Below are 26,776 nucleotides of genomic sequence, written 5' to 3'. Positions count from 1 at the left end.
AACGCTAAATGGCCCGTTTTGAACCGCACCCAGACCGCCGGCCCGCGATCGTTGCCGGCGCCTCCTCGGGCATCGGTGCCGCGACCGCGAAGCAACTGGCCGCTCACGGCTTCCCGGTCGCACTCGGCGCACGCCGGGTCGAGAAATGTCAGGAACTCGTCGAGGAGATCAAAGCCGGTGGCGGCGAAGCGGTTGCGCTCCCGCTGGACGTGACCGACGCAGATTCGGTGAAGTCGTTCGTGCACGGTGCCACCGAGGCGCTGGGTGAGATCGAGGTGCTGGTCGCCGGCGCGGGTGACACCAACTTCGGCAGGCTCCACGAGATGAGCACCGACGAGTTCGAGGCCCAGGTGCAGATCCATCTCATCGGCGCCAACCGGATGGCCACGGCGGTGCTGCCCGCCATGGTGGAACGCCGACGCGGCGACGTCATCTTCGTCGGCTCGGACGTCGCCCTGCGGCAGCGCCCCCACATGGGTGCCTACGGCGCCGCCAAGGCCGGTCTGGTCGCGATGGTGACCAACCTGCAGATGGAGCTGGAAGGCACCGGTGTGCGGGCCTCGATCGTGCATCCGGGGCCGACCCGCACGGCGATGGGCTGGACGCTACCCGCCGAGAAAATCGGCCCGGCCCTGGAAGATTGGGCCAAGTGGGGGCAGGCCCGTCACGACTACTTCCTGCGGGCCGTTGATCTCGCGCGGGCCATCACGTTCGTCGCCGAGACGCCACGGGGCGGGTTTATCGCGAACCTGGAAATTCAGCCAGAAGCTCCGCTCGCGGACGTCAAGGACCGCCAGAAGCTCGCTTTGGGCGACGAAGGGATGCCAAACCAATGAGTAATGCCCTCAAGGAAGTACAGCGCGTTTCCGGTGGCGCAGAAGAGCACGGCCACCTGGAGGAGTTCCGTACCGACCCCATCGGCCTGATGCAACGGGTCCGTGACGAGTGCGGGGATGTCGGCTGGTTTCAACTGGTCGACAAGCACGTCATCCTGCTCTCGGGCGCGCAGGCCAACGAGTTCTTCTTCCGTTCTGCCGACGAGGATCTCGACCAGGCCGAGGCCTATCCGTTCATGACGCCGATCTTCGGCAAGGGCGTGGTGTTCGACGCCAGTCCTGAGCGGCGCAAGGAGATGCTGCACAACTCGGCGCTGCGCGGTGACCACATGAAAGCGCACGCCGCGACCATTGAGGGCGAGGTGAAGAAGATCATCGCCGGTTGGGGCGACGAGGGCGAGATCGAACTGCTGGACTTCTTCGCCGAGCTGACGATCTACACCTCGACGGCATGCCTGATCGGCCTGAAATTCCGCGAACAACTGGACTCCCGGTTCGCGCGGTACTACCACGAACTGGAACGTGGCACCGATCCCCTGTGTTACGTCGACCCGTATCTGCCGATCGAGAGTTTCCAGCGGCGCGATGAAGCCCGCGTGAAACTCGTTGCGCTGGTGCAGGAGATCATCGACCAGCGGCTGGCCAACCCGCCGAAGGACAAGTCGGATCGCGACATGCTCGACGTGCTGGTGTCGATCAAGGACGAAGAAGGTGGCCTGCGGTTCTCGGCCGACGAGATCACCGGCATGTTCATCTCACTGATGTTCGCCGGCCACCACACCAGCTCCGGCACCTCATCATGGACTCTCATCGAGCTGATCCGTCACACCGAGGTGTACGCCGAGGTGCAGAAGGAACTCGACGAGCTCTACGCCGACGGCCAAGAGGTGAGTTTCCATGCGCTGCGCCAGATCCCGAAGCTGGACAACGTGGTCAAAGAGACGCTGCGGCTGCATCCACCCCTGATCATCCTGATGCGGGTGGCCCAGGGCGAATTCGAGGTCGAGGGATTCCCCATTCACAAGGGCGACTTCGTCGCGGCGTCCCCGGCGATCTCCAACCGCATCCCGGAGGACTTCCCCGACCCCGACGCGTTCAATCCCGATCGCTACAACAAACCCGAGCAGGCCGACGTCGTGAACAGGTGGACCTGGATCCCGTTCGGCGCCGGTCGGCATCGCTGCGTCGGGGCGGCGTTCGCCCAGATGCAGATCAAGGCGATCTTCTCGGTGTTGCTGCGGGAGTATGAGTTCGAGATGGCGCAGCCCGCGGACTCCTACCGCAACGACCACTCGAAGATGGTGGTCCAGCTGGAACGCCCCGCCAAGGTTCGGTACCGCAGACGCACGAAGGGGTGAGCGCCCATGGGTTGCTACCGCGTTGAGGTCGACGCCGACCTCTGCCAGGGCCACGCGATGTGTGAAATGGAGGCCCCGGACGTCTTCGCCGTGCCCAAACACGGCATCGTGGAGATCACCGACCCCGAGCCGCCGGACGAACTCCGCGAGGATGTCGAGCGAGCCGTCGAAATGTGTCCTACCCGAGCACTATCCATCACCGAGAAGGAATAGCGATGCCGTCACGCGAAGCATTGGATCACTGGGTCGAGCGCTGGCTGCAAGCCAACAAGGACGCCGAGAAGGCCGGTGATTGGAAGCCGCTGGCCGACTTCTACACCGCCGACGCCACCTACGGATGGAACATCGGTCCGAAGGAAGACGTCATGTGCGTCGGACGCGACGAAATACGCGACGTGGCACTGGGTTTGGAGATGGAGGGCCTGGAGAACTGGGTCTACGAATACCAGAAGGTTCTGGTCGACGACAGGCAGGGCGAGATCGTCGGCTTCTGGAAGCAGATCGTCAACAAGTCCGACGGCACCACCGACGAGATCTACGGTATCGGCGGGAGCTGGTTCCGGCTCACCGAGCAGGACGGTGACCTGCTGATCGAATGGCAACGCGATTTCTTCGATTTCGGCCATGTCTCGTCGATGTTCATGAAGCTCATCTCCTCCGGCGACCTCAGCGCGGGCATGCAGAAGCGCATCGAACGGAGTCTGGCCGGCGAGCAGTTGCCCGGCTACTACCCGCTCGGAGAAGCGCCGGTTCCGATCTGGTGAGCCGGAAGGTCAAATGCGACCTTCCTTATGTGACCTAGATAACTTAGTCTGGCGCGGGAAGCCTCCAACGAAAGTAGGACGTGATGAAGACAAAGGGTGCTCTCATCTGGGAGTTCAACCAGCCGTGGTCGATCGAGGAGATCGAGATCGGTGATCCCGTCAAGGATGAGGTCAAGATCCAGATGGAAGCGTCGGGCATGTGCCACTCCGACCACCACCTGGTGACCGGCGGCATTCCGATGGCCGGATTCCCCGTCCTGGGCGGCCACGAGGGTGCAGGCATCGTCACGGAGGTCGGGCCCGGCGTCGAAGGCATCGAGCCCGGCGACCACGTGGTGCTGTCGTTCATCCCGTCCTGTGGCCAGTGCCCGTCGTGTCAGGCCGGGCTGCGCAACCTGTGCGATCTGGGCGCCGGGCTGCTCGGCGGCCAAGCAGTGTCCGACGGCACGTTCCGCATTCAGGCCAAGGGCCAGAACGTCTTCCCGATGACCCTGCTCGGCACGTTCAGCCCGTACATGGTGGTGCACAAGAGCTCGGTGGTGAAGATCGACAAGTCCATTCCGTTCGAGGTGGCCTGCCTGGTCGGCTGCGGCGTCACCACCGGCTACGGCTCAGCGGTGCGCGCCGGTGACATCCGCCCCGGCGAGGACGTGGCCATCATCGGCGTCGGCGGCGTCGGGATGGCGGCCCTGCAGGGCGCGGTCAATGCCGGCGCTCGGCACGTCTTCGTGGTCGACCCGGTCGAGTGGAAGCGTGATCAGGCGCTCAAATTCGGCGCCACCCACGTCTACCCGGACATCTTCGCTGCCATGGCGGGCGTCGCCGAGGTGACGTGGGGCCTGATGGCCAAGAAGACGATCGTCACGGTGGGTGAACTCAAGGGTGAGGACATCGACAACTACCTCAACCTCACCAGCAAGGGCGGCACCTGCGTGGTGACAGCGATCGGCAGCCTGCTCGACACCAACGTCACGTTGAACCTGGCCATGCTGACGCTCATGCAGAAGAACCTGCAGGGCACCATCTTCGGCGGAGGAAACCCGCACTACGACATACCGCAACTGCTGTCGATGTACAAGGCCGGCAAGCTCAACCTCGACGACATGGTGACGCGCCAGTACAAGCTGGAGCAGATCAACGACGGCTATAAGGACATGCTCGAGGGCCGCAACATCCGCGGCATCATCCGCTACACCGACGCCGACCGCTGACAACCGTGATCCGGTGAGTGGCTGCGATGCGCGCCGCCGCTCACCGGGTAGGAGACGAATATGACCCAGACCCAAGAGCTTTCGCCCGTCCAGATCGCATCGCAGGCCTCCTGGCGCTGCGTGCAGTCCGGCGACAGGGACGGCTGGCTGGCCTTGATGGCCGACGACGTCGTGGTCGAGGACCCGATCGGCGAGGCCATCACCAACCCCGACGGCTCAGGGGTTCGTGGCAAGGAAGCCGTTGCGGCCTTCTACGACGCCAACATCGCTCCGAACACGTTGACCGTCACCTGCGAGGAGACCTTCCCGTCGAGCTCGCCGACCGAGATCGCCTACATCTTGGTGCTGCACACCAGGTTTCCCAACGGCTTCACCGCGACGGTGCGCGGGGTGTTCACCTACAAGGTCGATGACGCCGGCTTGATCACCAATCTGCGGGGCTACTGGAACATGGATGCGATGACGTTCGCCCAGGACGGCGAGAGCTGACCACCGGAGCACTGGCCGGCCGCGCGGCCGAACTCAAGGAGCACGGGGTGCGCGCCAACGTGGTATGCCCCGGAGCGCGCACGCGGCTGTCCACCGGCTCCGACTACGAGCAGCACATCGCCGAACTCAACCGCCGCGGCCTGCTCGACGACGTGAGCATGCAGGGTGCCCTCGACGCCGCGCCATCGGACTACGTGGCGCCGACATATGGCTTCCTGGTCCGCGACGCCGCGCGGGACGTGACCGGCCCGATCTTCATCGCAGCAGGCGGTTTCGTCGGTGAATTCGCCCGTCCCACACCCGGTTTCATCGCCTACCGGGACCACCATGCCGCACCGCCGTGGACTGTCGGGGAACTGGCCGAGTTGATCGGCTGAGTCGGTCGAGACAGCGCTCACTATGCTCGGGGCATGGCGACCGTCTTCACCAAGATCATCAACGGCGAACTACCGGGCCGATTCGTCTATCAGGACGACGAGATCGTCGCGTTCCTGACCATCGCCCCGATGACCCAGGGCCACACGCTTGTGGTGCCCCGCGCCGAGATCGACAACTGGCAGGATGTCGAGCCCGCCGTTTTCGCGCGCGTGATGGAGGTGTCGCAGCTGATCGGCAAGGCCGTGTGCAAGGCCTTCGGTGCGGAGCGCGCCGGGGTGATCATCGCCGGGCTTGAGGTTCCCCACCTGCACGTGCACGTCTTCCCGGCCTACAACCTGTCCGACTTCGGGTTCGCCCACGTCGACAACAACCCGTCGCCGGAATCCCTCGACGAGGCCCAGTCGAAGATCACAGCCGCGCTGGCAGATCTGCAATCCGCGGCAGGCTGACGGTAAACCGGCAGCCCTGGCCCGGGGCGGTGGCGACGCGCACCGTCCCGCCATGGGCATAGACCAACGAATCGACGATCGACAGGCCCAGCCCGGTACCACCGCTGGCCCGGGTGCGTGAGGTGTCGGCACGGTAGAACCGCTCGAAGACCCGTCGGGCATCTTCCTGGCTCATGCCAGGGCCTTCGTCGCACACCTCGAGCACCGCGTTGTCCCCGTCGGTGCCCACCCGCACCGTGATGCCCGCGGTCTCCGGCGTGTGCTGCAGCGCGTTGGCCACCAGGTTCCCCAGCACTTGCCGCAATCGGGCGTCGTCCCCGAGCACTTCGGGTGTTCCCGGCCCGTCGAACACCTCCATGGACACCTTGCGCTCAGGTGCGATGGACTGCGCGTCGTGCACAGCGTCGGTGGCCAGCGTCAGCAGGTCGACCCGTCGGCGTTCCAGCGGTCGTTGTGCATCGAGGCGCGCCAGCAGCAACAGATCCTCGACGAGCAGGCCCATGCGCCGCGACTCGCTCTCGATGCGGCCCATCAACATTTCGGTGTCGCGGGCCGCGCCCTGCCGGTACAGCTCGGCGAAACCGCGGATGGTGGTCAACGGCGTGCGCAACTCGTGGCTGGCATCGGTGATGAACCGTCGCATGCGCTCCTCAGAGCTGCGCGCCTGCTCGGCCGAGGCCTCCGACGCTGCCACCGCCCGCTGGATCTGTGCGAGCATCCCGTTGAGCGCCAACGACAACCGCCCGACTTCGGTGCGCGGATCCCGTTCGGGGACACGACGATCGAGCTGCCCGGCAGCGATCGCGGCAGCTGTCTGTTCGACCTCCACCAGGGGACGCAGGCTCCGGTGGACCACCGCATAGCCGGCGATACCGAGCACCAGCAGCACAGCCGCGCCGATCCCGATCTGCGACCAGATCAACGCCCGCACCGACGACTGCACGTCAGACAGATCGATCGCGACCGTGGTGAGCGAGCCGTCCGATGACCGCACCGTCATCGCCCGCCATTGGATGTTGGAATCCCCGATCGACCCGACGGTCACCGGGATCGGCCCGACGTCGTTGTTGTCGGGTAGGTCCGGTTCGGCTTCCCGGTCGTTGATCGCGATCCAGGTGCGCCCATCCTCGTCGACGCCGCGCACGTAGAAGTTCGACGGCGGCCGGGCCGGGTTCGGACCTTCCATCGGCGTGGACGGCATGCGCCGCGGTTCCAGCGCCCAGCTGCGCGATGCGTCGAGCAACGTCTGATCGATCCGGTCGACCTCGGTGTGCCGCATGATCGAGGTGACGGCGACGCCCGACGCGAGCAGGCCGCACGCCACCAGAACCAGGGCAGCGGCAACCAACCCCACCCGCAGCGGCACGCCTTGCCCGCGCGCGCGGTTAACTCGGTCTAACACCACTCAAGAAGTATGCCGCCGGACAATTGCCATCTGCGCGGCTCGCCGCGGAGAGTCCTCAGCGTGGCTCGCGCAGCACATAGCCGACGCCGCGCAGCGTGTGCAGCAGTCGCTTGTCGCCTGTGTCGATCTTGCGGCGCAGGTAGGAGACGTAGGACTCGACGACGTTGACGTCGCCGCCGAAGTCGTAGCGCCACACGTGGTCGAGAATCTTCGGCTTCGACAACACGGTGCCCGCGTTGATGATGAAGTAGCGCAGCAGCGTGAACTCGGTCGGCGACAGCGAGACCGGCTCGCCGGCCTTCCATACCTCGTGGGTGTCCTCGTCGAGTTCGATATCGGCGAACGACAACCGGGCAACGCGGGTTTCTTCGACGCCGCGGCCGGACCGGCGCAGGATCACCCGCAGCCGGGCCACCACCTCTTCGAGGCTGAACGGCTTGGTGACGTAATCGTCGCCGCCGAGGGTGAGCCCGGCGATCTTGTCCTGCAGGCTGTCGCGCGCGGTCAGGAACAGCGCAGGCGCGTCGATGCCGTCGGCGCGTAGCCGACGCAACAGGCCGAAGCCATCCATGCCGGGCATCATCACGTCCAGGATCACCGCGTCAGGACGAACTTCCCTGGCCTTGTCGAGGGCAGCCGCGCCGTTGGACGCGGTGTGCACCTCGAAGCCCTGGAATTTGAGGCTGACGGACAGCAACTCGACGATATTGGCCTCGTCGTCGACGACAAGGATCCGCGCTTCAGGGACGTTCTCGGGTACTGCTGGCATGGCCATCCTGCCATGTTGCCGCTGCCGCATAACTTAATCCTGCGCGCTAGCTGTGAGCTTCCTGGAAGTTTTGCTTCAAGGTCCCGAGAGAACCCCTCGGGTGACGCCGGCCACACGCCCCTAGACTGGCGTCATGAACCTCGGCAAAACCCTGGTCCAGGTTGCCACCGCCCCGGTCAAGGTCGGTCTGGCCGTCGCTGACCTCGGCCTCGGTATCGCCGGGGGCACCCTCAACGTCGTGCAACGGTCCCTCAATGACGCCAACCCCATCCAGGGCAAGCCGTCGGTGGCCGGGTTGCTCGGGCTCGACGACGCGGTGGATCGGGCAAACCGGCTGGCCCACCTGATGGACGACGATGCCCCGATCGGTCGGGCCCTCGCACCGGAGGGCCCGCTCAATCAGCTCCTGCAGCCGGGCGGCCTGGTCGACCAGCTGACCAAACCCGGCGGCCTGCTGGATCGGCTCAACTCCGACACCGGACCGGTGTCGCGCGCGCTGGCCGAAGGTGGACTGGTCGATCAGATTACCGCCGAGGGCGGGCTCGCGGACCGGTTGACGGCCGAGGACGGCGTGGTGTCGCGAGTGCTGGCCCCGGGCGGTCTGGCCGACCGACTGCTCGCCAAGGACGGCATCGTCGAAAGGATCCTGCGCGACGACGGTGTTGCCGACAAACTGCTCGCCGAGAACGGACCCGTCAACCGTGCACTGCAAGAAGGCGGCCTGGTAGATCAAGTCACCTCCGAAGGTGGCCTGATGGACCGGCTGACCACCGAGAACGGCGCACTCTCGCGCGTCGTCTCCCCCGGCGGCCTGGCCGATCAGCTACTCGCCGACGACGGTCTGATCGAACGCCTGCTGCGGGAGGACGGTGTCGTCGACAAACTGCTCGCCGACGACGGTCTGCTGGAGACCCTGGCCGATCCGGATGGGCCGCTAGCGAAGCTCGTCGACCTCTCCGACACCCTCAACCGCTTGGTGCCTGGCCTGGAAGCACTGGCACCGATGGTCGACACCCTGCACGACGCGGTCCTGTCGCTGACCGCTGTGGTCAACCCGCTGAGCAACATCGCCGACCGGATTCCGCTCTCCCGGCAACGGCGCCGCACCGCAGCCCGCGTCGTCGCGTCCCAGCGGGTCATCGACCAAGACATGTGACCCGTTAGGATGTAGCGCGGTCCACCCGCCTCCTTAGCTCAGTGGTAGAGCGTTCGCCTTGTAAGCGGAATGTCATCGGTTCAATCCCGATAGGAGGCTCCATTCGCGGCACGTTCTGATGTCGGTGGCTGGTCGTAGTGTCCGCTCATGAGGTCGTGTCTCGCTTGCGGTGCTCCGCTGACGAAGCGCAGCCAGAAGATCTATTGCAGCAATGTATGTCAGGCTTCGGCCCGCAGCGCCGCGCGTAGGAAACGATGGCTCGAGACCGGCGAAGCGTTCGTCGGCACGTACCCGGATCACTACATCCGGCAGTATCTCGCCGAGACTCAGGACGGCTGCTGCGCAATCTGCCGTAGAGCCACCACGTGGCAGGACCTCCCGCTGGTCTTGGTGCTGGACCACATGGATGGCGACGCGACCAACAACCGCCGGGACAACCTGCGCCTGATCTGCCCGAACTGTGACTCCCAACTGCCGACGTACAAGAGTCGCAACCGTGGCAAAGGGCGCCACTACCGTCGTGAGCGGTATGCCAACGGCCAGTCGTACTAGCCGCAGATGAATTTCTCGCGCGCCGGCGGTCTACTAGTACATGACTTTCACCACTGCACACATGTCGATCTCACTGGACGGCTTCGTCGCAGGCCCCGACCAGTCGCGCGACGACCCTATCGGCCGGGGCGGGCTGCGGCTGCATCATTGGCACCTCGATCAGCCCCAGCATGACGTCGACGCCCGCTGGACCGCCCAGCTGCTGCGCCCCCGCGGGGCATATGTGATGGGGCGCAACATGTTCGGGCCGATCCGCGGCGAGTGGGCCACCGACGGTGAGCAATGGCGGGGCTGGTGGGGTGACGAACCGCCCTATCACGCACCGGTTTTCGTGTTGACGCATTACGAGCACGAGCCCATCGAGATGGAGGGTGGTACCACCTTTCATTTCGTCACCGGCGGCATCGGCGACGCGCTGGCGCAGGCTCGCGCTGCCGGCGACGGTGACGTCGACATCGCCGGCGGCGCCTCTGCGGTCCGCCAGGCCCTCGCAGCCGGCGAGCTCGATGAGCTGACGCTCGACATCATCCCTGTACTGCTCGGACGCGGCGAACGGATCTTCGACGACACCACGGTCAATGAGCTGACGCTCGTCGAGACCGAGCATTCGCCGTTGGCGACGCACGTGCGCTACCGAATCACTCACTAGAGCAACCGCCCGACGAACACGAATGCGGCCAGCCCGAACAGCACGGCGTTGGCCAGGACGCTGCGGGGCTCGTGCAGTCGGCTGTGTGCCCACGCAGCGCCGACCATCACCACGCACAGCCCGGCGGCCGCAAGCGGCGTGAATATCAGGCCGATTCGCGTGAGCCCCGGTGCCACCAGCCCGATCACCGCGAGCAACTCCATGGCCGCGGTGAACCGGACCACCGGCATGGGGAACATGGCTATCCCGGTCTGGCCGGTGTCCAGCAACCGTTGGCGACTCATGGCGAGTTTGGCCGTGCCGGACAACGCGAATGTCGCGGCCAGGACGAGTTGCGCGGTCCACAGTGCGATGTTCATGGTCGTATCCCTTTCTGTTGGTGTGCAGACCTGATGACGGGCCACCGCCGCCGGCTGTGACATGCCGTGTCACAGATCCGCTCGCCGGATCGTCTAGGGGACAGAGAGGGAGGTGCCATGACTGACCCGGAAGACCCCACCGAGCTGCGGCCGCTGCTGTTCTCGATCGCCTACCGGATGCTGGGCAGCGTCACCGAGGCCGAAGACACCGTGCAGGCCGCATACCTGCGGTACTTCGACTACCTGGACCGCGGCAGCGAGGCGGATTCGCCGCGTTCCCTGCTCACGACCATCACCACGCGGCTGGCTATCGACCATCTGCGTTCGGCCCGGGTGCGGCGCGAAACCTACATCGGCCCATGGCTTCCGGAGCCGTTGCTCACCTCCGCCGATCCCGACGTCGCAGAACTCGCGGCGACATCGGACTCGTTGTCCATGGCATTCCTGGTGCTGCTGGAGACACTCTCTCCGGTCGAACGGGCGGTGTTCCTGCTGCGCGAGGTGTTCGCCTACGACTACGACGACATCGCCCGCATCGTCGGTAAGGAGCCCGCGAATTGCCGGCAGTTACTCAACCGGGCGCGCAGGCACATCGAAGCAGGCCGGCACCGCTTCGACGTCGACGCCGCACATCGCGCCGAACTGGCCGACCGGTTCTTCCACGCCGCCGAAGACGGCGACCTCGATGATCTCGTGCAGCTGTTGGCTGCCGACGTGGCGTTCTACGGCGACGGCGGCGGAACGGGCCGGGGCCTGCCGCGTCCCGTTTTCGGACGCGACCGCGTCCAGCGAGTGCTTGCCGGCATCGTGCACGCGTATCACGGCGTCGGCGCGCGGTTGCAGCGCTCACCGGTCAACGGGCAGCCCGGGCTGCTGGCGTTCGACCCTGACGGCGCTCTCATCAACGTGCTGACGATCGATGTCGAAGGCGACAGCATCTGCACTGTCCGCTCGGTGATCAATCCGGACAAGTTGGGCCATCTCGGATTCCCGCTGTCCCCCTTGGCCCGGCGGGCGACACGCTGATGCCGGACTACGAGGCCATCCGCTATTCGCGCCGCGCCGGCATCGGCACGCTGACGCTGAATCGCCCGGCCAAGCTCAACGCACTCAACCCGCAGATGCGCGAGGATCTCGAGCGTCTCGGCGCGCTGTTGGCCGATGACGACACGCTGCGGTGTCTGATCGTGACGGGCGCGGGAACATCGTTCTCGGCCGGCCTCGACCTGACCGAGGCGATGACCGGCACCCTGGCCCAGTTCGCCGACTGCGCACCCGACGAGAAAACCGTCGAGCTGGGACTGACTGTGGCCGGGGTCTTCGAGTTCATCCCCGAGCTGCCCTGCCCCAGCGTCGCAGCGGTGCGCGGCCACGCCTACGGTGCGGGTCTCCAACTCGCATTGGCGTGCGACTTCCGAATCTTCGCCGCCGACGCCCGCGTCGGCCTCACCGAATCGCGCTATGGCCTGCTTCCCGATATGGGGGCCACCTTCCGGCTTCCACGTATCGTCGGTGAGAGTCGCGCACGCGAGCTGATCCTGCTCGGTGAGATCATCGACGCGGCAGAGGCGTTGCGTATCGGGCTGGCCAACCGTGTCGTTGCAGGCGACGAACTCGATTACGCTGCTGACGAATTCGCTGACCGGCTGGCCGCGCTGCCGCCACTCGCCGTTCGAGGTGCGCGGGCCGCCATCGAGGCAGGCAGGCACCTCGGCTCGGCGGCTGCTTTGCGGGTCGCAGTCGAGGCCCAGGCCCGCTGTCTGAACTCGGCGGATTTCACGAAGGGTTTCCCATCGGCGGCCCCGTGACTTAGCCTCCGTCCATGAAGCGTCTGGGGTCAACGCTCACGGTTTTGGTACTCGCCATCGGTTTCCTGCAGGCATGCGACAAACGCGCCGAGCCCGCAGCCGCTGCCGGTGACACCGCTTTCCAGCAGCTCACCGCTGAGATTCTCGAATACACCTACCGGCAGAATCCTTCCCACGCCACGTCCCTGGGTATCCACAAGTACGACGACGTGATCGCCGACTATTCCGCGCCGGCCGTGGCGGCCGACACCGAGGCCGTTAAGTCCTTCCGGTCGCGCCTCGACGGGATCGACGCCGACACTCTCACCCTCGACAATCAGCTCGATCTCGAGCAGACCAAACACGCGCTCGATGGAATCCTGTTGCAGAACGAGGTTATTCGCCGCTGGGCGAAGGATCCTGACGTCTACAGCAGCGGGATCACCAACGACGCCTTCGTCATGATCTCCCGCAATTTCGCACCGCCGGAGCAGCGCCTGCGGTCCTTGACCAACCGGCTGAAGCTGATGCCGAACGCCTTGTCCGCGGCGCGCGACAACCTCGACGATCCGCCACGGATCTACACCCAGATCGCGATCGACCAGCTCGACGGCAATCGCGATTTCTTCGCCAAGGACGTGCCCGCGGCATTTACGGACGTGAAAGACACGACACTGCTTGCCGATTTCGCGACGGCAAATGCCGCGGTGATCGCCGCGCTCGACGACTACAAGGGATGGCTGCAGAACGACCTGCTGCCGCGTTCCAACGGATCGTTCGCCTACGGCGCCGACACCTATCGGCAGGTGCTGGCCGCCGACGAGATGATCACCACACCGCTACCCGACCTGTTGAACATCGCGGAGGCGGACCTCAAGCGCAACCAGCAGGCATTCGCCGACGCGGCCCATGCGATCGATCCTGTCAAGGCACCGTTGGATGTGCTGGCCGACGTGCAGAAGGACTACCCGCCACCGTCGCAACTGCTCGCTGTGACGCAGAGCAATCTCGACAGCGTCGAACAGTTCGTCCGCGACAAGCAGATCGTCGACGTCCCGCCTGCGCCTGCGGCGCGGGTGGTGGAGACCCCGCCCTTCCTGCGCGCGACCACGTCGGCGTCGATGGACATCCCCGGTCCGTTCGAAAAGGTCGCCACCGAAGCGTATTTCAACATGACCCTGCCGGATCCGACGTGGCCGAAGCCGGAACAGGACGAGTTCATGTCGCAGTGGTACCGCCCGGCGATCAGCAATGTGTCGGTGCACGAGGTGTGGCCCGGTCACTACCTGCAGTTCCTCTACGCCAAGGACTATCCCTCCGACGTCCGCAAGGTGTTCGGCGCGGCCAGCAATTTCGAGGGCTGGGCGCACTACTGCGAACAGATGATGCTCGACGAGGGCCTGCACGGCGGCGATCCGCGGGATCGGCTGGCCCAACTGCAGGATGCGCTGCTGCGCGATGTCCGCTTCATCGTCGGCATCAAGATGCACACCGAAGGGATGACGGTCGAGCAGGCGCAGCAGATGTTCGTCGAGCAAGCGCACGAGCCGGCGCCGGTGGCCGAGTCGGAAGCCAAACGTGGCACGTCGGACGCGACGTACGGCTACTACACCATGGGCAAGCTGGCGATCCTCAAACTGCGCGACGACTACAAGGCGAAGATGGGCGACGCCTACTCACTCAAAGGCTTCCACGACGCCTTCGTGAAGATCGGTCCACTGCCCTTGCCCCTCATCCGCAGGGCGATGCTCGGCGAGACCGGCGACCTGTTCTAGGTCGCGCCCGGTGTACTCGTGAGCTTACGGAGCGTCTGGTATTCGGTGTCGCGATAGGGCCGGCCGTCGGGCTGCAGCAGATCGCTGAACCACACCTTCGGCAGCGTCTTGTAGGGCTGGCTCCACGAATCCCACGGGAAGTACGTCTGGCTCTTCCCGGCGACCAGTCCCCAGGTGTAGGCGCCGACGTTGTGCCGCTTGGCGACCGGCAGCACCCCTTCGATCGTGCTGCCGAGCGTACGGGCCAGGTACTCCGTGCACAGGATCGGTCGTCCCAGCGGCGTCAGTTCCCCGATCCGCGCCTCGAACTGATCGGGCGTGCCATAGGAGTGGAACGTGATGATGTCGGAGTTGTCGAGCTGGAAACCGCTCATCGCGCTGCGGTCCCCGGATCCCCAACTGCCTTGCCAGACACCACTGGTCAGCGGCTGGGCCGGATTGACCGACCGCGCCCACTGAAACACGAGCGGGAGCAGCGCCCCGACCTGTTGCTGCTTGTCTTTGCGTTCGACGGAGCGGTACTGGCCCGAGGGATTGTCGGGCTCGTTCCACAGATCCCAGCCGAGCACCCTCTGGTCGTTGCGGAACTGGCCGATCACCCCGGTCACATAGTCGTAGAGGACCTGTCGATACCGCGGGTCGGCGATCCGCTCGGCGCCGGGACTCTGCACCCATCCCGAGTTGTGCACGCCGGGCCGCGGCGCACGCTGGGCACCGAGCCGCGGATACGGATCCCAGCACGAGTCGAAGAAGACGAACAGCGGTTTGATGCCGTGGTTCGCCGAGATACCGACGAATTGCGCCAGTCTGCTCATGAATCCACCGCGGTCCTGCGCCCACAGCAGGTCATGCAGAAAGACCCGTACGGTGTTGAACCCGAGCAGCCGGGCCGCACCCAGTTCGGCGTCGATTCGCCGCGGGTCGTACGTGCCTGCCTGAAACATCTCGATCTGGTTGATCGCGGTCGACGTGATGTAGTTCGCGCCGACCAACCAGCCCTGCGCCTGGTACCACGCGTTCGCGCGGTCGGCCGGCCAGCGTCCCGTGTCGGCGCCGGCGCTAGGCATCGCGGACATGGCGGGCAGAGCCGCGGCGGCTGCCAGCGCCAGCGGGAGCTTCAGGGCCGTTCGACGGTGCACCAAGTGACCGTAGTGTGTGCGAAGGATAGGCTTCGTCTCTCGTATCACTTTGAAATCGTTGAGGTTTCAAATCGTTATCCATCAGGGTCGTGTGCACGCGCAAACGCATACCCGGGACGACCTCGACGCGAAACGTTCGATGTGTCAAGTGAAATTGGCGCCAGCGTCAGAGCTGACTCACGCGAAAGATGCGGCGCTGCGGGTGATCCCGCGGTTCAGTCGAGGGGGACGTCGAGGAACGGTCGTGGATCGGCGGCGCCAGGGCCGTCGAAGTGCCACCACTCCCCCGAGTACACCGAGAGCCCACCGGACTGCATGGCCTGCCGCAGCCTGGCGCGGTTGGCCTGTTCGGCAGGACTGACTCCGTCGGTCGCGTATGCCTTGGCTCGCGGCGTGAAGTCGTCGAACCCGGTTCCCATGTCGAGGCCCGCGATGGTCACGTCCACCGACCGGCCTGCCTCGTGGCTGCGCGCCGAGGTGCCGGGCCGGGCCACCCAGTTCGGATCAGGCACCGCCTCGAACATGCGGACCTGTACTTCGTGTGGGCGGTAACAGTCCCAGAACACCAGCCGGTCGGGCCGCAGTGCCGCGGCGGCTGCGGCCAGTCCGGCGGCCATGGACTCGTGCACCAGGCAGTGGGCGTCGGCCGGGTAGAGCTGCAGGCCGACGAAGTTATCCACGGTGGCGTACCGCAGATCGACGATCGCATCGGGGACCACGGTGTGAATGTCGACGAGCCCGGCGGCGGCCGCGGGCACGGCCGACGCGGCAGGTGCCGGAACCAGCGCGGCGGCCACAGCCACCAGCAGCCCGAACGCGATGCGACGCATAGTCGGCAAGCTTAAAGGCCGGTGGGCACCCGAGTGGGAAATATCACTCTCCTATACAGGATGATCGACTTCCGTTATACGATAATCCGACTCTACTTACGCGCAGAAGCCCACGAATCGGAGCAGCTATGGCGTCAGCCACATCCGAGACCGTCAGCACCCGCTACGCGGGCCGGCGGATCGAACGCGTCGAGGACACCCGATTACTCACCGGGCGCGGCACGTTCGTCGACGACATCACCCGCGCCGGGATGCTGCACGCCTGCTTCGTCCGCAGCCCGCTGGCCCGGGCCACCATCACGGGCATCGACACCGCTGCTGCACTCAGCCTCCCCGGCGTCCGCGCGGTGTTCACCGCGGCCGATCTCAACCCCGACGTCAAGGAGGCCTGGCACGCCGTGGCCGGCAAGGACATGCCGGACACGCCACGACCGCCACTGGCCGAGGGCGAGGTCAAATTCGTCGGCGACCCGGTCGCCCTTGTGATCGCCGAGAGCCGCTACGTCGCCGAGGACGCGGCCGATCTGGTCGACGTCGGCTACGAACCCCTGCCCGCCATCGCCGATTTCCGCACCGCCCTGACCTCCGATGTGGCGGTACACGCGGCGTACCCCGACAACAACGCGGGCGGCCTGGCCGGGGCACCACCCGACGAGGACACCTTCGCCTCGGCCGCCCACGTGGTCAAAGAGCATATCTACCAACAGATGTACGTTCCCGTGCCGATCGAGACCCGCGGCATGGTCGTCGAATGGGTGACGTCGACCGGTGAACTGACCATCTGGGCGTCCACCCAGACGCCCCACGAACTGCGGGCCTTCGGAGCACGGCTGCTGGGTATCCCGGCCCACCACGTCCGCGTCATCATGCGCGACACCGGCGGCGGTTTCGGGCAGAAGGTGGTGCCGATGCGCGAAGACATGTGCATCATGCTCGCCGCACGCAAGGTTGCCACCACGACGCCGAGCGCGCGATCAGGCACAGCGGTCAAATGGATCGAGGACCGGCGCGAGAACCTGATGTCGGCTGGGCAATCCCGCCACGTCGACGGCGACGTGCGGATGGCTTTCGCCGACGACGGCACCATCCTGGCCGCCGACATCGACTTCATCCAGGACGTCGGGGCCTACCCCACCCCCTACCCGGTGCTGACCACCGCGGCCATCGGCATGTTCTTCCCCGGCCCGTACCGGGTGCCCAAGGCCAGCTTCAGCTACAAGACGGTGTTCTCCAACACCCCAGGCCTGCACGCCTACCGCGGGCCGTGGCAGTACGAAACCCTCACGCGGGAAATCCTTCTCGACATCGCCGCACGGAAGATGGGCATGGATCCCGTCGACCTGAGGCGCAAGAATCTGCTGCGCCGCGACGAGATGCCGTACTTCAACCCCAACGGCATGCCCTATGACCACGTCGCCCCCATCGAGACCTTCGAACAGGCGGTGAAGATCCTCGATCACGAAGGCTTCCGTAAGGAACAGGCCGAGGCGCTCGCACAGGGCCGCTACCTCGGGCTCGGTTTCTCCGCCTACATCGAGCCGACCGGTGCGGCGACCGGTCACCTGGCCACCGAGGGCTGCACGATCCGGATGGAGCCGACCGGAAAGATCAACGTCTACGTCAACGGCGGGTCGACCGGAAACAGTCTGGAAACCACCGTCGTTCAACTCACCGCCGACGCCCTCGGCGCAGATATCGCCGACGTCGCCACCATCCAGGGCGACACGGCGGTGACGCCGTACGGCGCGGGCACGCAAGGCAGCCGCAGCGCGCCGATGACCGCAGGCGCGGTCAACGAGGCAGGCACCATCCTGCGCAAGCAACTCGTCGCCATGGCCGCCGCCAGGCTCGGCGTCGACGAATCCGACATCGAACTCGCCGGGTCGCGAGCGACGGTCCGCGACAACGCCGAAAAGGCGGTCACCTTCGCCGATCTCGCGTACCGCGCGTACTACGAGCCGCAGCAGCTGCCGCCGGGGATGTCGGCGACGCTGGAAGCCACCGCGCGCTTCACCGCTCCACCGACGGCACCGATCCACTGGGCCAACGCCACCCACGCCTGTACGTGCGAGGTGGATCTGAACACCGGCCGGGTCGACATCACGCGCTATATCGTCAGCGAGGACGTCGGCCCGATGATCAACCCGAACGTTGTCGAGGGCCAGATCGCCGGTGGCACCGTGCAGGGCATCGGCGGCGCCCTGCTCGAACAGCTCTCGTACGACGACGCCGGAAACCCGCTCTCCTCAACCTTTGTCGACTATCTGCTTCCCACCGCGACCGAGGTGCCGCTCATCGAGTACGGCCACGTAGAGATCCCGGGACCTGGCGTGGGCGGCTACAAGGGAGCGGGCGAGGGCGGTGCCATCGGGTCCACGCCCGCCGTGATCAACGCGATCAACGACGCTCTGGCCCCACTCGGAGTCACCGTCACCAGCCTGCCCGCCAGCCCTGCCGCCATCGTCGCGGCCCTCGAACGATCCGAAGGGAAGGACCACTAGCTGTGGAGCTCAACAACGAATTCCGGGTCGCGGTGCCTGCGGCGCAGACGTGGAAGGTACTCACCGACGTCGAACGCGTGGCGCCGTGTCTGCCCGGCGCGACCCTGCTGAGCGTCGACGGTGACGACTTCACCGGCGCTGTCAAGGTCAAGGTGGGGCCCATCACGGTGTCCTATCAAGGCAATGCGAGGTTTCAGGAGAAGGATGCGCAAGCCCAGCGCGTGGTACTCACGGCCAACGGCAAGGAGGCCCGCGGCAACGGCAGAGCCGCCGCCGTCGTCACCGCCCAACTGAAAGACGACGGCACCGCAGGCACCCTTGTCTCGGTGACCACCGACCTGACCATCTCGGGCAAGGCCGCCCAGTTCGGCCGCGGTGTGCTGAGCGATGTCGCCGGAACCCTGATCGACCAGTTCGCAGGCAACCTCGAAGCCGAACTGCTCGCCGGTGCCGCACCCGCAACCGAAAGCGTCTCCGCCACAACCACACCCGAGGGTCAACAGGGCGCCCCGATCAACGCGATCGCGCTGGCCAAGGTGATGGCGGTGCCGATGGCCAAGCGGTTCGCCCCGACCATCGGCGCCGTGGCGGTCGCGGGTGTGCTCGGTTATCTGCTGGGCCGGCTCCGGTCGGTCTCGTGAAAGCCGCTCCGTTCGCCTACCACCGGCCGACCGGCATCGACGACGCGGTCGCGCTCCTCGATGAGTACGGCGACAACGCGAAAATCCTGGCCGGCGGGCAGAGCCTGGTGCCGATGCTGGCCATGCGGCTGACGCATTTCGACAATCTCATCGACATATCCCGCATCGCCGGGCTCAGCGACATCGCCCGGCGCGGCGACGAGGTCGTGATCGGCGCCGCCACGCCGCATGCGCTCGTCGGCCTCGATGACGAAGTCGCCGAATCGGTTCCGCTGCTCACCCTGGCCACCCCGCACATCGGGCACTTTCAGATCCGTACGCGGGGCACCCTCGGCGGCGCGATCGCCCACGCCGATCCGGCGGCCGAATACGCAGCTGTGGCGCTGGCGCTCGACGCGACGATCGAGGCGACCTCACCCCGCGGCGTCCGCGCGATCCCGGCAAGCGATTTCTTCACCGGATTGTGGGAGACCGCACTGGCCGCCGACGAGATCCTCACCGCAGTGCGGTTTCCGGTGTGGTCTGCGCGCAGCGGCTTCGCGGTCGAGGAGTTCGCCCGCCGCCACGGCGATTTCGCCATTGCCGGAGCGGTTGTCGGTATCGAGCTCGACGACGACAACCGGGTGCGCAGGTGCGGCATCGGCCTGCTGGGCCTGGGGTCGACGCCGAAGCGGGGCACCGCGGCCGAATCCGCCGTGACCGGCACGGCGATCGGCAACGTGACCGCCGAGCATATCGGCGAACTCGCGATGTCAGCACTGCCCGACATCCCCTCGGACCTTCAAGGCTCGGCGTCCTATCGGGCCCGCGTCGGTGCCGCCATGGTGGCCCGGGCCTGGAAACACGCAAGTGCGGAGGCGCTCAATGCATGAACTGCCCGTTGCTGTTTCGGTCAACGGCCGCGATTACCGCAGTGTGGTCGAGCCTCGCGTCACGCTCGCGGATTTTCTGCGGGAGAACTGCGGGCTCACGGGCACCCACCTGGGCTGTGAACACGGCGCGTGCGGTGCCTGCACCGTGCTGCTGGACGGTCAGGCCGTGCGGTCCTGCCTGATCTTCGCGGTGCAGGTGGACGGCCAACAGGTGACCACCGTCGAGGGTATCGAGGGTCCCGACGGCGCGCTCTCCCCGGTGCAGGCCGCGCTCAAGGAGTGCCACGGGCTGCAATGCGGCTTCTGCACACCGGGTTTCGTCACCTCCATCACCGCTCTGCTGCGGGACAATCCCGCCCCCACCGACGCCGAGATCCGCGAAGGGCTCTCCGGCAACTTCTGCCGGTGCACCGGCTATCAGGGCATCATCGCCGCGGTACGCCGGGCCGGCGCCGCCGTGGAGTTCAACCCTGTAGCGCAGCAATGACTTTCGCGATGCGACGAGCCCGGGTGTCGGCCGCCTTGGCGCCTTCCACCGCGGTGACGTGGCCCTTCTGCGTGCTGTAGGACAGCGTCTCCCAGCGTTTGGCCGCTGCGGGCGACGCGTCGAGTGCGGCACGTAGATCCTCGGGCACCTCGACGAGGCGCGGCTCGGTGTCGACGGTCAACTCGACGTCTATCGCGTCTCCTCCCCCGATGCCGGATTCGGTGCGCCGTTCGGCGCTGAACGGGATGAGGTACTTGCCGCCCATAGGCGCGACGGTCGAGCGGTACCGATAACCGTTGACGTCGACCACCACAGCCGGACGCTTGCCCGCACCGAGCGCCTCCACCACCTCGGCAGGAACCTCGATACCGGTGTTGTTGCCCATCTGGAGCATTTCCGTCGAGAATTTCATGAGCCCTCCCGACTCCAAACTAACCCGGTAAGAGTGGAGTCATGAGGATCGGATTCATCGGACTGGGCAACATGGGTGCGGCGATGGCCGCCAATCTGCTGACGGCAGGTCACGACGTGACGGCGTACAACAGGTCCCCGGACAAAGTGACGGCGCTGGCCGACCGGGGCGCGCACCCTGCGGCGTCGGTCGCCGAGGCATGTCGCGGCGAGGCCGTCGTCACCATGCTGGCCAATGACGCCGCAGTGGAAGCAATCACGTTCGGGGACAACGGCATCCTGGCCGAACTGCCCACAGGCGCCACGCACATCTCGTGCTCGACCATCAGCGTCGAGCTGGCCGACCGGCTGGCCGCACGCCATGCCGAGGCAGGTCAGCAGTTCGTCAGCGCACCGGTGTTCGGCAGGCCCGAGGCCGCTGCCGCCGCCAAGCTGTTCGTGGTCGCCGCCGGTGCGCCGGCCGCCGTCGAGGCGATGGCTCCGGTTTTCGATGCGGTCGGTCAGCGCACGTTCGTGCTCGGCGAGCAACCGAGCGCCGCCAACCTGGTGAAGATCAGCGGCAACTTTCTGATCGCGTCGGTCATCGAATCGGTCGGCGAGGCCATGGCTCTGGTCGGCAAGGCAGGCGTCGACAAACAGCTCTACCTCGAGCTGTTGACCTCCACCCTGTTCGACGCTCCGGTGTACCGCACCTACGGCGGGCTGCTGGCCCGCGGGGAATTCAGCCCGGCCGGTTTCGCCGCGAGCCTCGGACTCAAGGACGTCAAACTCGCACTCAGCGCGGGCGAGGCGTTGCAGGTGCCGCTGCCGGTGGCCAGCCTGCTGCGCGACCGCTTCCTGACCCTGCTGGCCACGGGCGGTGGTGAGCTGGACTGGGCGGCGGTGGGTGCACTCAGCGCCTGGGAGTCGGGCGCGGACCACCCTGCCTAGGCAATGTCACGGCCAGTGGCCAGCTATGCCCGGAAATACGGACATTGCGTACATAACTGGCCACTCGGCAGCTAGGACTGCACCACGCCGCGCAGGCCGTCGGCTCCGAAGAGTGGCTCCAGCATCGCGGAGATGTCAGGGCCGCGGCGCAGCCCATGACCGCCGTCGACGTTGATGGCCTGTCCGGTGATCCAGCCCGCCGCATCGCTGAGCAGGAACACCGCCAGGTTGGCGATGTCCTCGACCTCGCCGAACCGCGGCAACGGCGTGCAGGCCTGGTAGTCGTCGCGGGCTGCTGGTAGCTCGAAGACCGGACCGACCATGTCGGTGCGGGTCAGCCCGGGCCGGATGCTGTTGACCCGCACCCATGACGGCCCGAGCTCGTCGGCGGCCAGCTTGAGCAGGTGATCCAGCGCGGCCTTGCTCACGCCGTACGCGCCGAACCACCGGTGGGTGTTGCTCGAGGCGATCGACGAGATCCCGACGAACGATCCGCCGCCGCCGCGCACCAGCTCGCGGCCGGCATGTTTGAGCACGTACATGGTGCCGTTGACGTTCAAATCGATGGTCCGCCGCCACAGCTCGGAATCGATCTGGGTGATGGGCCCGATGGTCTCCGACCCGCCCGCGCTGTGCACGACGCCGTGCAACCGGCCGTGCCAGGCAGTGGCGGCGTCGACCGCGCGGCTGACCTCGTCCTCGTTGGTCACGTCGGCGGGTTCGTACCGCACCGAACCGGGGCCCTGCGCGGCGATCTCATCGGCCGCGGCGCTGAGCTTGTCCGTATTGCGGCCCACGAGCACGGCGTTACCGCCGGAGGCGACGATCGCGGCGGCAGCACCCTTGCCGATGCCACTACCGCCGCCAGTTACCAGATATGTCCGATCCGCCAACGACAGCTGCACTGCTGCGACCCCTTAAAACTGGAACACGTTCTTATCGCGTCAAGGTGTATCACGCCGGGCCGGCTTCGGGGCGCCCAATGTGCGCCAATCCGGAACATCGGGCGGCATACCCACCGGGAACCGGTTCTCATTGGCCGCCGCCCAGTGCGCATGCCCGAGTTCATGGATGTGGAAGCCGTGCCGCAACGCCTCGGTGAATCCCATGGCGTCACTGGCCGCATTGACCGAATCCTTGATCAGCAGCGCCGCCATGGTGGGCCTCTCGGCGATGCGGCGCGCGAATTCCAGCGTCTTGGCGTCGAGTTCCTCGCGCGGAAAGATCTTCGACACCATGCCGAGCCGGTAGGCGTCTTCGGCGTCGATCGAATCACCGGTCAGCAGCAGCTCTTTGGCTTTACGAGGCCCGAATTCCCAAGGATGGGCATAGTATTCGACGCCGGGCATGCCCATCCGGACACCCACGACGTCGCTGAACTTGGCGTCGTCGGCCGCCACGATCAGATCGCACGCCCAGATCAGCATCAGCCCGGCCGAGATCGCGTTGCCCTGCACCTGGGCGATGGTGATCTTGCGCAGATCGCGCCAGCGCCGGGTGTTCTCGAAGTAGAAGTGCCACTCCTGCAGATACGTCCGCTCGGCGACCCCCGCCGCGGTGGCGCCGTGGGAGCTGAAGGTCGGATGCTGGCCGGGGCCCGGTTGGCGTTCGGCGAGCGCCTCCTCCGAGCCCAGGTCGTGGCCCGCCGAGAAGTTCTTGCCGCGCGCAGCCAGGATCACCACCCTGACCGCGTCGTCGGCCTCAGCCCGGGTGAATGCCTCATCCAATTGCACGAGCAGCGTCCGGGTCTGGGCGTTCTGTGCCGCGGGCCGATTGAGCCAGATCCGCGCGATGCGGCCGTCGTCCAGAGTTTCGTAATCGACCTGGCGCGTCGAGCCGTCGTCGGAACTGACCATCGAGAACCACCTTGTCGAGCGGGCCGGCACGTAACAAACTGCACACTACGTGTATCACGCGGGGCTTCCGCCACCGGTCCTACAGCATTTTGCCAGTGGGCTCACAGGCGAGACCCCGGCACGCACCGACACCCCCGATCCTGCAGCACATTTCGCCGGTTACGCGTAATCTGTGCATCACCAGACGACATCGTGGCCAGCGATGGTGCAACCATCGCAACCGTGCAGTCAGCAAACTGGTCAGCACTCTAGAGAAAGCATGACTCATGGCCATTTCCCAGCTTTCAGCACGCCGGTTCATCGTGGCGGGCGGACTTGCGCTGGCAATCGTCGGCGCCCCCGCGCTGACCGCATTCACCCTGCCGGCCACCGCGCTCGCGGACTGCCCCAGCGGCGAGTCCGAGGACCTCTTCACCGGGATGTGCACGTCGGACATCGCGCCGAACACCCCGTCGATCAACTCGGCACCCGACCAGCTCCCGCAAATCGACGGGATCCCTTGCACCGGTGGCAATTCCGGCCAGTGCATCGGCCTGTCCGAGGAGCAGCAGGCGCAGGGGCCGCAACCGGTTCCACAGTCGACCGTGGGCAGCAGCCCGACCGTCACCGGTTCCATCGGCTGACACAGCGGATCCGCAGACCGCACCCAGGAAACGCCCAGCAGCCATAAGCTGCCAGGTGTGATCCCACGCCTGACTCTGCCCGCCGGTTTCGCGGTGGTCATCGCCGGTTCGACGCTGCTCGCCCCCGCTGCGCACGCATCGTGCACAGCGGGCGAAGAAGAGGACGTCTACACGACGGTGTGCACGCCGTTCATGGCGCCGAACACCACGTCACCGTTCACCGCCATCCCGGGCAATCCGGACATCCCGGCGATCGACGGCGTGCCGTGCACGGGGCGCGATTCGGGTCAGTGCATCGGCCTGGCCGAGGATGCCGAGGCCGAGGGGCCGGGGGTGGTGCCTCGCTCGACCATCAGCGCGAGCCCATAGCCACGAAGCGCACGGACACTCAGACAACAGGCAGAACCAATGCAGATTGCTCTCAGCTTTCATAGAATCCACCGACAAGCAGTCGAATAACTACAGAAAGCGTGACGATGGCGACCTTCCCGTTCCCGATGCGACGTTTGATCCTGGCCGGCGGGTTCGCCGTCGCAGCGGTCGCTGCTCCGGCAATTGCCGTTGCCGCCCTCCCCATGTCGCCCGCACCCGCTGTGGCCTGTGTCGCCGGTGAAGAGGAAGACCTCTACACGGGCATGTGCGTCCCCCACACCGTGCCCAATTCCGGCTCTCCGATCGCGGCGACCCCGGACAACCCGACCCTGCCGTCGGTCGACGTACCCGGTGGCGGCGGCTCGATCCCGTGCACGGGCGCCAACTCCGGCGAGTGCATCGGCCTGTCCGAGGAACAGCAGTCCGAGGGCCCGCAGCCGGTGCCCGAATCGACCGTCGGCAGCAGCCCGACCGTCACCGGTTCCATCGGCTGACGGCCGCTGTGGCGACCGGGCACCGCCCGGTCGCCTAGAGTTGCCGTATGTCTGCAAAAACTGATCCCACTGATATCGACGACGTCGAACCGTTGGCCGATAGCACTGCCAGCCAGGCCAGACGGGTTGTCGCCACCTACGCGACCGATGCCGACGAATGCCGGATGTTCCTTTCGATGCTCGGCATTGGGCCGTCGAAAATCGAGGCGTAAGTGACTCCGGACGGCGGTCTGACAGCTGCCTCCGGGGAGTCCGATTTCGTCGTGGTGGCCAACCGGCTGCCCATCGATCTTGAGCGGCTGCCCGACGGCACCACCCGATGGAACCGCAGCCCAGGTGGGCTGGTCACGGCCCTGGAGCCGCTGCTGCGGAAGCGCCGCGGCGCGTGGATCGGTTGGGCCGGCATACCGGACAGCGACGAAGAACCGATCGTCCAGGACGATCTGCGGCTGCACCCGGTGCGGCTGTCGGCCGCCGACGTGGCGGCCTATTACGAGGGGTTCTCGAACGCCACGCTGTGGCCGCTCTACCACGATCTCATCGTCAAACCCGAGTACCACCGGGAATGGTGGGACAGCTACGTCGAGGTCAACCGGCGCTTCGCCGAGGCCACCGCCCGCGCCGCCGCGCACGGCGCCACCGTGTGGATCCAGGACTACCAGCTGCAGCTGGTGCCGAAGATGCTGCGGATGCTTCGGCCCGATCTGACCATCGGCTTCTTCCTGCACATCCCGTTCCCGCCGGTCGAGCTGTTCATGCAGATGCCGTGGCGGACCGAGATCGTCGAAGGACTGCTCGGCGCCGACCTGGTCGGTTTCCACCTGCCCGGCGGGGCGCAGAACTTCCTGGTGCTGGCCCGTCGTCTCGTCGGCGCCAACACCTCACGCGCCTCGATCGGGGTGCGCTCACGCTTCGGCGAGGTCCAGTACGGCTTCCGCACCATCACGGTGGGCGCGTTCCCCATTTCCATCGACTCGACCGAGCTCGACGCCAAGGCTCGCGACCGCTCGGTGCGGCAGCGGGCCCGGCAGATCCGCGCCGAGCTCGGCAACCCCCGCAAGATCCTGCTCGGGGTGGACCGACTCGACTACACCAAAGGCATCGACGTCCGGTTGAGGGCGTTCTCGGAACTGCTCGACGAGCATCGCGTCAAGCACGACGACACCGTGCTGGTCCAGCTGGCCACCCCCAGCCGCGAACGCGTCGACAGCTACATCGCCATGCGCGAGGACATCGAACGGCAGGTCGGCCACATCAACGGCGAGTACGGCGAGGTCGGCCATCCGATCGTGCACTACCTGCACCGGCCCGTGCCGCGCGAGGAGCTCATCGCGTTCTACGTGGCCGCCGATGTCATGTTGGTGACCCCGCTGCGCGACGGCATGAATCTGGTGGCCAAGGAGTACGTGGCCTGCCGCAGCGACCTGGGCGGCGCCTTGGTGCTGAGCGAATTCACCGGCGCGGCAGCCGAATTGCGACAGGCCTACCTGACCAACCCGCACGACCTCGAGGGCGTCAAGGACGCCATCGAGGCTGCGCTGCAGCAGCAGCCCGAGGAAGGCCGACGACGGATGCGAGCATTGCGCCGTCAGGTGCTGGCCCACGATGTGGACCGCTGGGCACGGTCGTTCCTCGACGCACTGGCGGGCACCAGTTCGGCTGCCGACCAGGCCGATCAGTAGC

Annotated in this window: 31 protein-coding genes, 1 tRNA gene and 1 pseudogene; 25 read left to right on the top strand and 8 right to left on the bottom strand. The window is 66.3% G+C overall.

Going from position 1 to position 26,776, the window contains the following annotated elements; genetic code table 11:
- The first annotated feature begins 8 nt into the window (after window positions 1-8).
- From A5784_RS02725 to A5784_RS02690, 8 genes and pseudogenes are all read left to right on the top strand, one after another.
- A complete protein-coding gene (locus tag A5784_RS02725; RefSeq protein WP_064942092.1) occupies window positions 9-836 on the top strand; it encodes an SDR family oxidoreductase in 828 nt (275 codons plus the stop codon).
- Window positions 833-2,194 carry a lanosterol 14-alpha demethylase gene (gene cyp51, locus A5784_RS02720; protein ID WP_064942090.1) on the top strand — a complete coding sequence of 454 codons (1,362 nt, stop codon included), beginning with the start codon at window positions 833-835 and terminating at the stop codon, window positions 2,192-2,194. Before A5784_RS02725 ends, cyp51 begins: the two co-directional genes overlap by 4 nt.
- 6 nt (window positions 2,195-2,200) lie before the next feature.
- The gene (locus tag A5784_RS02715; RefSeq protein WP_064942088.1) at window positions 2,201-2,407 is read left to right on the top strand and encodes a ferredoxin; all 207 of its coding nucleotides are present in this window, start codon (window positions 2,201-2,203) and stop codon (window positions 2,405-2,407) included.
- A 2-nt stretch (window positions 2,408-2,409) separates the two neighbouring features.
- A complete protein-coding gene (locus tag A5784_RS02710; RefSeq protein WP_064942086.1) occupies window positions 2,410-2,958 on the top strand; it encodes a nuclear transport factor 2-like protein in 549 nt (182 codons plus the stop codon).
- 83 nt (window positions 2,959-3,041) lie between these two features.
- Window positions 3,042-4,169: an NDMA-dependent alcohol dehydrogenase gene (locus A5784_RS02705; RefSeq protein ID WP_064942084.1), complete on the top strand. Its 1,128-nt coding sequence runs from the start codon at window positions 3,042-3,044 to the stop codon at window positions 4,167-4,169.
- A 60-nt stretch (window positions 4,170-4,229) separates the two neighbouring features.
- Entirely contained in the window at window positions 4,230-4,658 is a 429-nt protein-coding gene (locus A5784_RS02700; protein WP_064942082.1) for a nuclear transport factor 2 family protein, read from the top strand.
- Window positions 4,659-4,681: 23 nt separating this feature from the next.
- A pseudogene (locus A5784_RS02695) lies at window positions 4,682-5,035 on the top strand (short-chain dehydrogenase); the annotation flags it as partial.
- 33 nt (window positions 5,036-5,068) lie between these two features.
- Window positions 5,069-5,485, top strand: coding sequence for an HIT family protein (locus A5784_RS02690; RefSeq protein ID WP_064942079.1), 417 nt, complete (start codon window positions 5,069-5,071; stop codon window positions 5,483-5,485).
- Here the strand turns inward: A5784_RS02690 and A5784_RS02685 are convergent.
- Both A5784_RS02685 and A5784_RS02680 read right to left on the bottom strand, forming a co-directional pair.
- Window positions 5,445-6,887, bottom strand: a complete 1,443-nt coding sequence (locus A5784_RS02685) for a sensor histidine kinase (protein WP_062832012.1) — start codon at window positions 6,885-6,887, stop codon at window positions 5,445-5,447. The genes A5784_RS02690 and A5784_RS02685 overlap by 41 nt on opposite strands.
- Window positions 6,888-6,945: 58 nt before the next feature.
- Complete coding sequence (locus A5784_RS02680; RefSeq protein WP_064942077.1) at window positions 6,946-7,665, bottom strand: response regulator transcription factor; 720 nt, start codon at window positions 7,663-7,665, stop codon at window positions 6,946-6,948.
- Between the two features lie 127 nt (window positions 7,666-7,792).
- Between A5784_RS02680 and A5784_RS02675 the strand changes: the two genes are divergently transcribed.
- From A5784_RS02675 to A5784_RS02660, 4 genes are all read left to right on the top strand, one after another.
- Window positions 7,793-8,815 carry a hypothetical protein gene (locus A5784_RS02675; protein ID WP_064942075.1) on the top strand — a complete coding sequence of 341 codons (1,023 nt, stop codon included), beginning with the start codon at window positions 7,793-7,795 and terminating at the stop codon, window positions 8,813-8,815.
- 27 nt (window positions 8,816-8,842) lie between these two features.
- Window positions 8,843-8,917: transfer RNA gene (locus A5784_RS02670), tRNA-Thr, on the top strand.
- Window positions 8,918-8,962: 45 nt separating this feature from the next.
- On the top strand, window positions 8,963-9,367 hold the full coding sequence (locus A5784_RS02665; RefSeq protein WP_064942074.1) for an HNH endonuclease family protein: 405 nt from the start codon (window positions 8,963-8,965) through the stop codon (window positions 9,365-9,367).
- Window positions 9,368-9,407: 40 nt separating this feature from the next.
- Window positions 9,408-10,016 (top strand): dihydrofolate reductase family protein, encoded by a 609-nt coding sequence (locus A5784_RS02660; RefSeq protein WP_064942072.1) that lies wholly within the window; start codon window positions 9,408-9,410, stop codon window positions 10,014-10,016.
- On the opposite strand, the gene A5784_RS02655 is transcribed toward A5784_RS02660, so the two are convergent.
- Window positions 10,013-10,375: a DoxX family protein gene (locus tag A5784_RS02655; protein ID WP_064942070.1), complete on the bottom strand. Its 363-nt coding sequence runs from the start codon at window positions 10,373-10,375 to the stop codon at window positions 10,013-10,015. The genes A5784_RS02660 and A5784_RS02655 overlap by 4 nt on opposite strands.
- Window positions 10,376-10,492: 117 nt before the next feature.
- Between A5784_RS02655 and A5784_RS02650 the strand changes: the two genes are divergently transcribed.
- Genes A5784_RS02650 through A5784_RS02640 form a run of 3 tightly spaced genes read left to right on the top strand, consistent with a single transcriptional unit; the run spans window position 10,493 to window position 13,937 of the window.
- Window positions 10,493-11,401, top strand: coding sequence for an RNA polymerase sigma-70 factor (locus tag A5784_RS02650; RefSeq protein WP_064942068.1), 909 nt, complete (start codon window positions 10,493-10,495; stop codon window positions 11,399-11,401).
- On the top strand, window positions 11,401-12,183 hold the full coding sequence (locus A5784_RS02645) for an enoyl-CoA hydratase/isomerase family protein (RefSeq protein WP_064942066.1): 783 nt from the start codon (window positions 11,401-11,403) through the stop codon (window positions 12,181-12,183). Before A5784_RS02650 ends, A5784_RS02645 begins: the two co-directional genes overlap by 1 nt.
- A gap of 14 nt (window positions 12,184-12,197) precedes the next feature.
- The gene (locus A5784_RS02640) at window positions 12,198-13,937 is read left to right on the top strand and encodes a DUF885 domain-containing protein (protein ID WP_082944633.1); all 1,740 of its coding nucleotides are present in this window, start codon (window positions 12,198-12,200) and stop codon (window positions 13,935-13,937) included.
- On the opposite strand, the gene A5784_RS02635 is transcribed toward A5784_RS02640, so the two are convergent.
- The gene (locus A5784_RS02635; protein WP_064942360.1) at window positions 13,934-15,076 is read right to left on the bottom strand and encodes a glycoside hydrolase 5 family protein; all 1,143 of its coding nucleotides are present in this window, start codon (window positions 15,074-15,076) and stop codon (window positions 13,934-13,936) included. The genes A5784_RS02640 and A5784_RS02635 overlap by 4 nt on opposite strands.
- A 215-nt stretch (window positions 15,077-15,291) precedes the next feature.
- Window positions 15,292-15,906, bottom strand: coding sequence for a M15 family metallopeptidase (locus A5784_RS02630; RefSeq protein WP_064942063.1), 615 nt, complete (start codon window positions 15,904-15,906; stop codon window positions 15,292-15,294).
- 128 nt (window positions 15,907-16,034) lie between these two features.
- Here A5784_RS02630 and A5784_RS02625 point away from each other — a divergent pair, with 128 nt between their 5' ends.
- The 4 genes from A5784_RS02625 to A5784_RS02610 are packed head-to-tail and all read left to right on the top strand — an operon-like array spanning window position 16,035 to window position 20,407.
- Window positions 16,035-18,407 (top strand): xanthine dehydrogenase family protein molybdopterin-binding subunit, encoded by a 2,373-nt coding sequence (locus tag A5784_RS02625; protein ID WP_064942060.1) that lies wholly within the window; start codon window positions 16,035-16,037, stop codon window positions 18,405-18,407.
- 2 nt (window positions 18,408-18,409) lie between these two features.
- Window positions 18,410-19,048: an SRPBCC family protein gene (locus A5784_RS02620; RefSeq protein WP_064942057.1), complete on the top strand. Its 639-nt coding sequence runs from the start codon at window positions 18,410-18,412 to the stop codon at window positions 19,046-19,048.
- Window positions 19,045-19,920 (top strand): FAD binding domain-containing protein, encoded by an 876-nt coding sequence (locus tag A5784_RS02615; RefSeq protein WP_064942055.1) that lies wholly within the window; start codon window positions 19,045-19,047, stop codon window positions 19,918-19,920. The genes A5784_RS02620 and A5784_RS02615 overlap by 4 nt, the downstream gene beginning before the upstream one ends.
- Window positions 19,913-20,407 carry a (2Fe-2S)-binding protein gene (locus tag A5784_RS02610; RefSeq protein WP_064942053.1) on the top strand — a complete coding sequence of 165 codons (495 nt, stop codon included), beginning with the start codon at window positions 19,913-19,915 and terminating at the stop codon, window positions 20,405-20,407. Before A5784_RS02615 ends, A5784_RS02610 begins: the two co-directional genes overlap by 8 nt.
- Here A5784_RS02610 and A5784_RS02605 read toward each other — a convergent pair.
- Window positions 20,385-20,819, bottom strand: a complete 435-nt coding sequence (locus A5784_RS02605) for a YdeI/OmpD-associated family protein (RefSeq protein WP_064942051.1) — start codon at window positions 20,817-20,819, stop codon at window positions 20,385-20,387. The genes A5784_RS02610 and A5784_RS02605 overlap by 23 nt on opposite strands.
- Before the next feature lie 41 nt (window positions 20,820-20,860).
- Between A5784_RS02605 and A5784_RS02600 the strand changes: the two genes are divergently transcribed.
- On the top strand, window positions 20,861-21,748 hold the full coding sequence (locus tag A5784_RS02600; RefSeq protein ID WP_064942049.1) for an NAD(P)-dependent oxidoreductase: 888 nt from the start codon (window positions 20,861-20,863) through the stop codon (window positions 21,746-21,748).
- Window positions 21,749-21,819: 71 nt separating this feature from the next.
- Here the strand turns inward: A5784_RS02600 and A5784_RS02595 are convergent, their stop codons facing one another.
- Both A5784_RS02595 and A5784_RS02590 read right to left on the bottom strand, forming a co-directional pair.
- The gene (locus A5784_RS02595) at window positions 21,820-22,653 is read right to left on the bottom strand and encodes an SDR family oxidoreductase (RefSeq protein ID WP_064942047.1); all 834 of its coding nucleotides are present in this window, start codon (window positions 22,651-22,653) and stop codon (window positions 21,820-21,822) included.
- A gap of 39 nt (window positions 22,654-22,692) precedes the next feature.
- Entirely contained in the window at window positions 22,693-23,604 is a 912-nt protein-coding gene (locus tag A5784_RS02590; protein WP_064942045.1) for an enoyl-CoA hydratase, read from the bottom strand.
- 266 nt (window positions 23,605-23,870) lie between these two features.
- Between A5784_RS02590 and A5784_RS02585 the strand changes: the two genes are divergently transcribed.
- The 5 genes from A5784_RS02585 (at window position 23,871) to A5784_RS02570 (ending at window position 26,775) form a co-directional block, all read left to right on the top strand.
- On the top strand, window positions 23,871-24,227 hold the full coding sequence (locus tag A5784_RS02585; protein WP_029374141.1) for a hypothetical protein: 357 nt from the start codon (window positions 23,871-23,873) through the stop codon (window positions 24,225-24,227).
- Window positions 24,228-24,284: 57 nt separating this feature from the next.
- On the top strand, window positions 24,285-24,596 hold the full coding sequence (locus A5784_RS02580) for a hypothetical protein (RefSeq protein ID WP_064942043.1): 312 nt from the start codon (window positions 24,285-24,287) through the stop codon (window positions 24,594-24,596).
- A gap of 107 nt (window positions 24,597-24,703) precedes the next feature.
- A complete protein-coding gene (locus tag A5784_RS02575; RefSeq protein WP_064942041.1) occupies window positions 24,704-25,093 on the top strand; it encodes a hypothetical protein in 390 nt (129 codons plus the stop codon).
- A gap of 47 nt (window positions 25,094-25,140) precedes the next feature.
- Window positions 25,141-25,305 (top strand): hypothetical protein, encoded by a 165-nt coding sequence (locus A5784_RS38090; RefSeq protein ID WP_087079698.1) that lies wholly within the window; start codon window positions 25,141-25,143, stop codon window positions 25,303-25,305.
- Window positions 25,306-26,775: an alpha,alpha-trehalose-phosphate synthase (UDP-forming) gene (locus A5784_RS02570; protein ID WP_064942039.1), complete on the top strand. Its 1,470-nt coding sequence runs from the start codon at window positions 25,306-25,308 to the stop codon at window positions 26,773-26,775. It begins immediately after the preceding gene.
- The last annotated feature ends 1 nt before the right edge of the window (window position 26,776 follow it).

Source organism: Mycobacterium sp. 852013-50091_SCH5140682, from assembly GCF_001665685.1.
Lineage (GTDB): Bacteria > Actinomycetota > Actinomycetes > Mycobacteriales > Mycobacteriaceae > Mycobacterium.
The sequence above is the reverse complement of the archived record's forward strand: the minus strand, read 5'-3'. Positions and strand labels throughout refer to the sequence as shown.

Excerpts from the sequence above, each read along its gene's own strand:
- A5784_RS02585 (WP_029374141.1), top strand. The coding sequence starts at position 23,871 with ATGGCCATTTCCCAGCTTTCAGCACGCCGGTTCATCGTGGCGGGCGGA.
- A5784_RS02715 (WP_064942088.1), top strand. The coding sequence starts at position 2,201 with ATGGGTTGCTACCGCGTTGAGGTCGACGCCGACCTCTGCCAGGGCCAC.
- A5784_RS02660 (WP_064942072.1), top strand. The coding sequence starts at position 9,408 with ATGACTTTCACCACTGCACACATGTCGATCTCACTGGACGGCTTCGTC.
- A5784_RS02705 (WP_064942084.1), top strand. The coding sequence starts at position 3,042 with ATGAAGACAAAGGGTGCTCTCATCTGGGAGTTCAACCAGCCGTGGTCG.
- A5784_RS02640 (WP_082944633.1), top strand. The coding sequence starts at position 12,198 with ATGAAGCGTCTGGGGTCAACGCTCACGGTTTTGGTACTCGCCATCGGT.
- A5784_RS02630 (WP_064942063.1), bottom strand. The coding sequence starts at position 15,906 with ATGCGTCGCATCGCGTTCGGGCTGCTGGTGGCTGTGGCCGCCGCGCTG.
- A5784_RS02650 (WP_064942068.1), top strand. The coding sequence starts at position 10,493 with ATGACTGACCCGGAAGACCCCACCGAGCTGCGGCCGCTGCTGTTCTCG.
- A5784_RS02675 (WP_064942075.1), top strand. The coding sequence starts at position 7,793 with ATGAACCTCGGCAAAACCCTGGTCCAGGTTGCCACCGCCCCGGTCAAG.
- A5784_RS02680 (WP_064942077.1), bottom strand. The coding sequence starts at position 7,665 with ATGGCCATGCCAGCAGTACCCGAGAACGTCCCTGAAGCGCGGATCCTT.
- A5784_RS02690 (WP_064942079.1), top strand. The coding sequence starts at position 5,069 with ATGGCGACCGTCTTCACCAAGATCATCAACGGCGAACTACCGGGCCGA.
- cyp51 (WP_064942090.1), top strand. The coding sequence starts at position 833 with ATGAGTAATGCCCTCAAGGAAGTACAGCGCGTTTCCGGTGGCGCAGAA.
- A5784_RS02725 (WP_064942092.1), top strand. The coding sequence starts at position 9 with ATGGCCCGTTTTGAACCGCACCCAGACCGCCGGCCCGCGATCGTTGCC.
- A5784_RS02575 (WP_064942041.1), top strand. The coding sequence starts at position 24,704 with ATGGCGACCTTCCCGTTCCCGATGCGACGTTTGATCCTGGCCGGCGGG.
- A5784_RS02710 (WP_064942086.1), top strand. The coding sequence starts at position 2,410 with ATGCCGTCACGCGAAGCATTGGATCACTGGGTCGAGCGCTGGCTGCAA.
- A5784_RS02665 (WP_064942074.1), top strand. The coding sequence starts at position 8,963 with ATGAGGTCGTGTCTCGCTTGCGGTGCTCCGCTGACGAAGCGCAGCCAG.
- A5784_RS38090 (WP_087079698.1), top strand. The coding sequence starts at position 25,141 with ATGTCTGCAAAAACTGATCCCACTGATATCGACGACGTCGAACCGTTG.
- A5784_RS02625 (WP_064942060.1), top strand. The coding sequence starts at position 16,035 with ATGGCGTCAGCCACATCCGAGACCGTCAGCACCCGCTACGCGGGCCGG.
- A5784_RS02700 (WP_064942082.1), top strand. The coding sequence starts at position 4,230 with ATGACCCAGACCCAAGAGCTTTCGCCCGTCCAGATCGCATCGCAGGCC.
- A5784_RS02590 (WP_064942045.1), bottom strand. The coding sequence starts at position 23,604 with ATGGTCAGTTCCGACGACGGCTCGACGCGCCAGGTCGATTACGAAACT.
- A5784_RS02600 (WP_064942049.1), top strand. The coding sequence starts at position 20,861 with ATGAGGATCGGATTCATCGGACTGGGCAACATGGGTGCGGCGATGGCC.
- A5784_RS02645 (WP_064942066.1), top strand. The coding sequence starts at position 11,401 with ATGCCGGACTACGAGGCCATCCGCTATTCGCGCCGCGCCGGCATCGGC.
- A5784_RS02655 (WP_064942070.1), bottom strand. The coding sequence starts at position 10,375 with ATGAACATCGCACTGTGGACCGCGCAACTCGTCCTGGCCGCGACATTC.
- A5784_RS02605 (WP_064942051.1), bottom strand. The coding sequence starts at position 20,819 with ATGAAATTCTCGACGGAAATGCTCCAGATGGGCAACAACACCGGTATC.
- A5784_RS02610 (WP_064942053.1), top strand. The coding sequence starts at position 19,913 with ATGCATGAACTGCCCGTTGCTGTTTCGGTCAACGGCCGCGATTACCGC.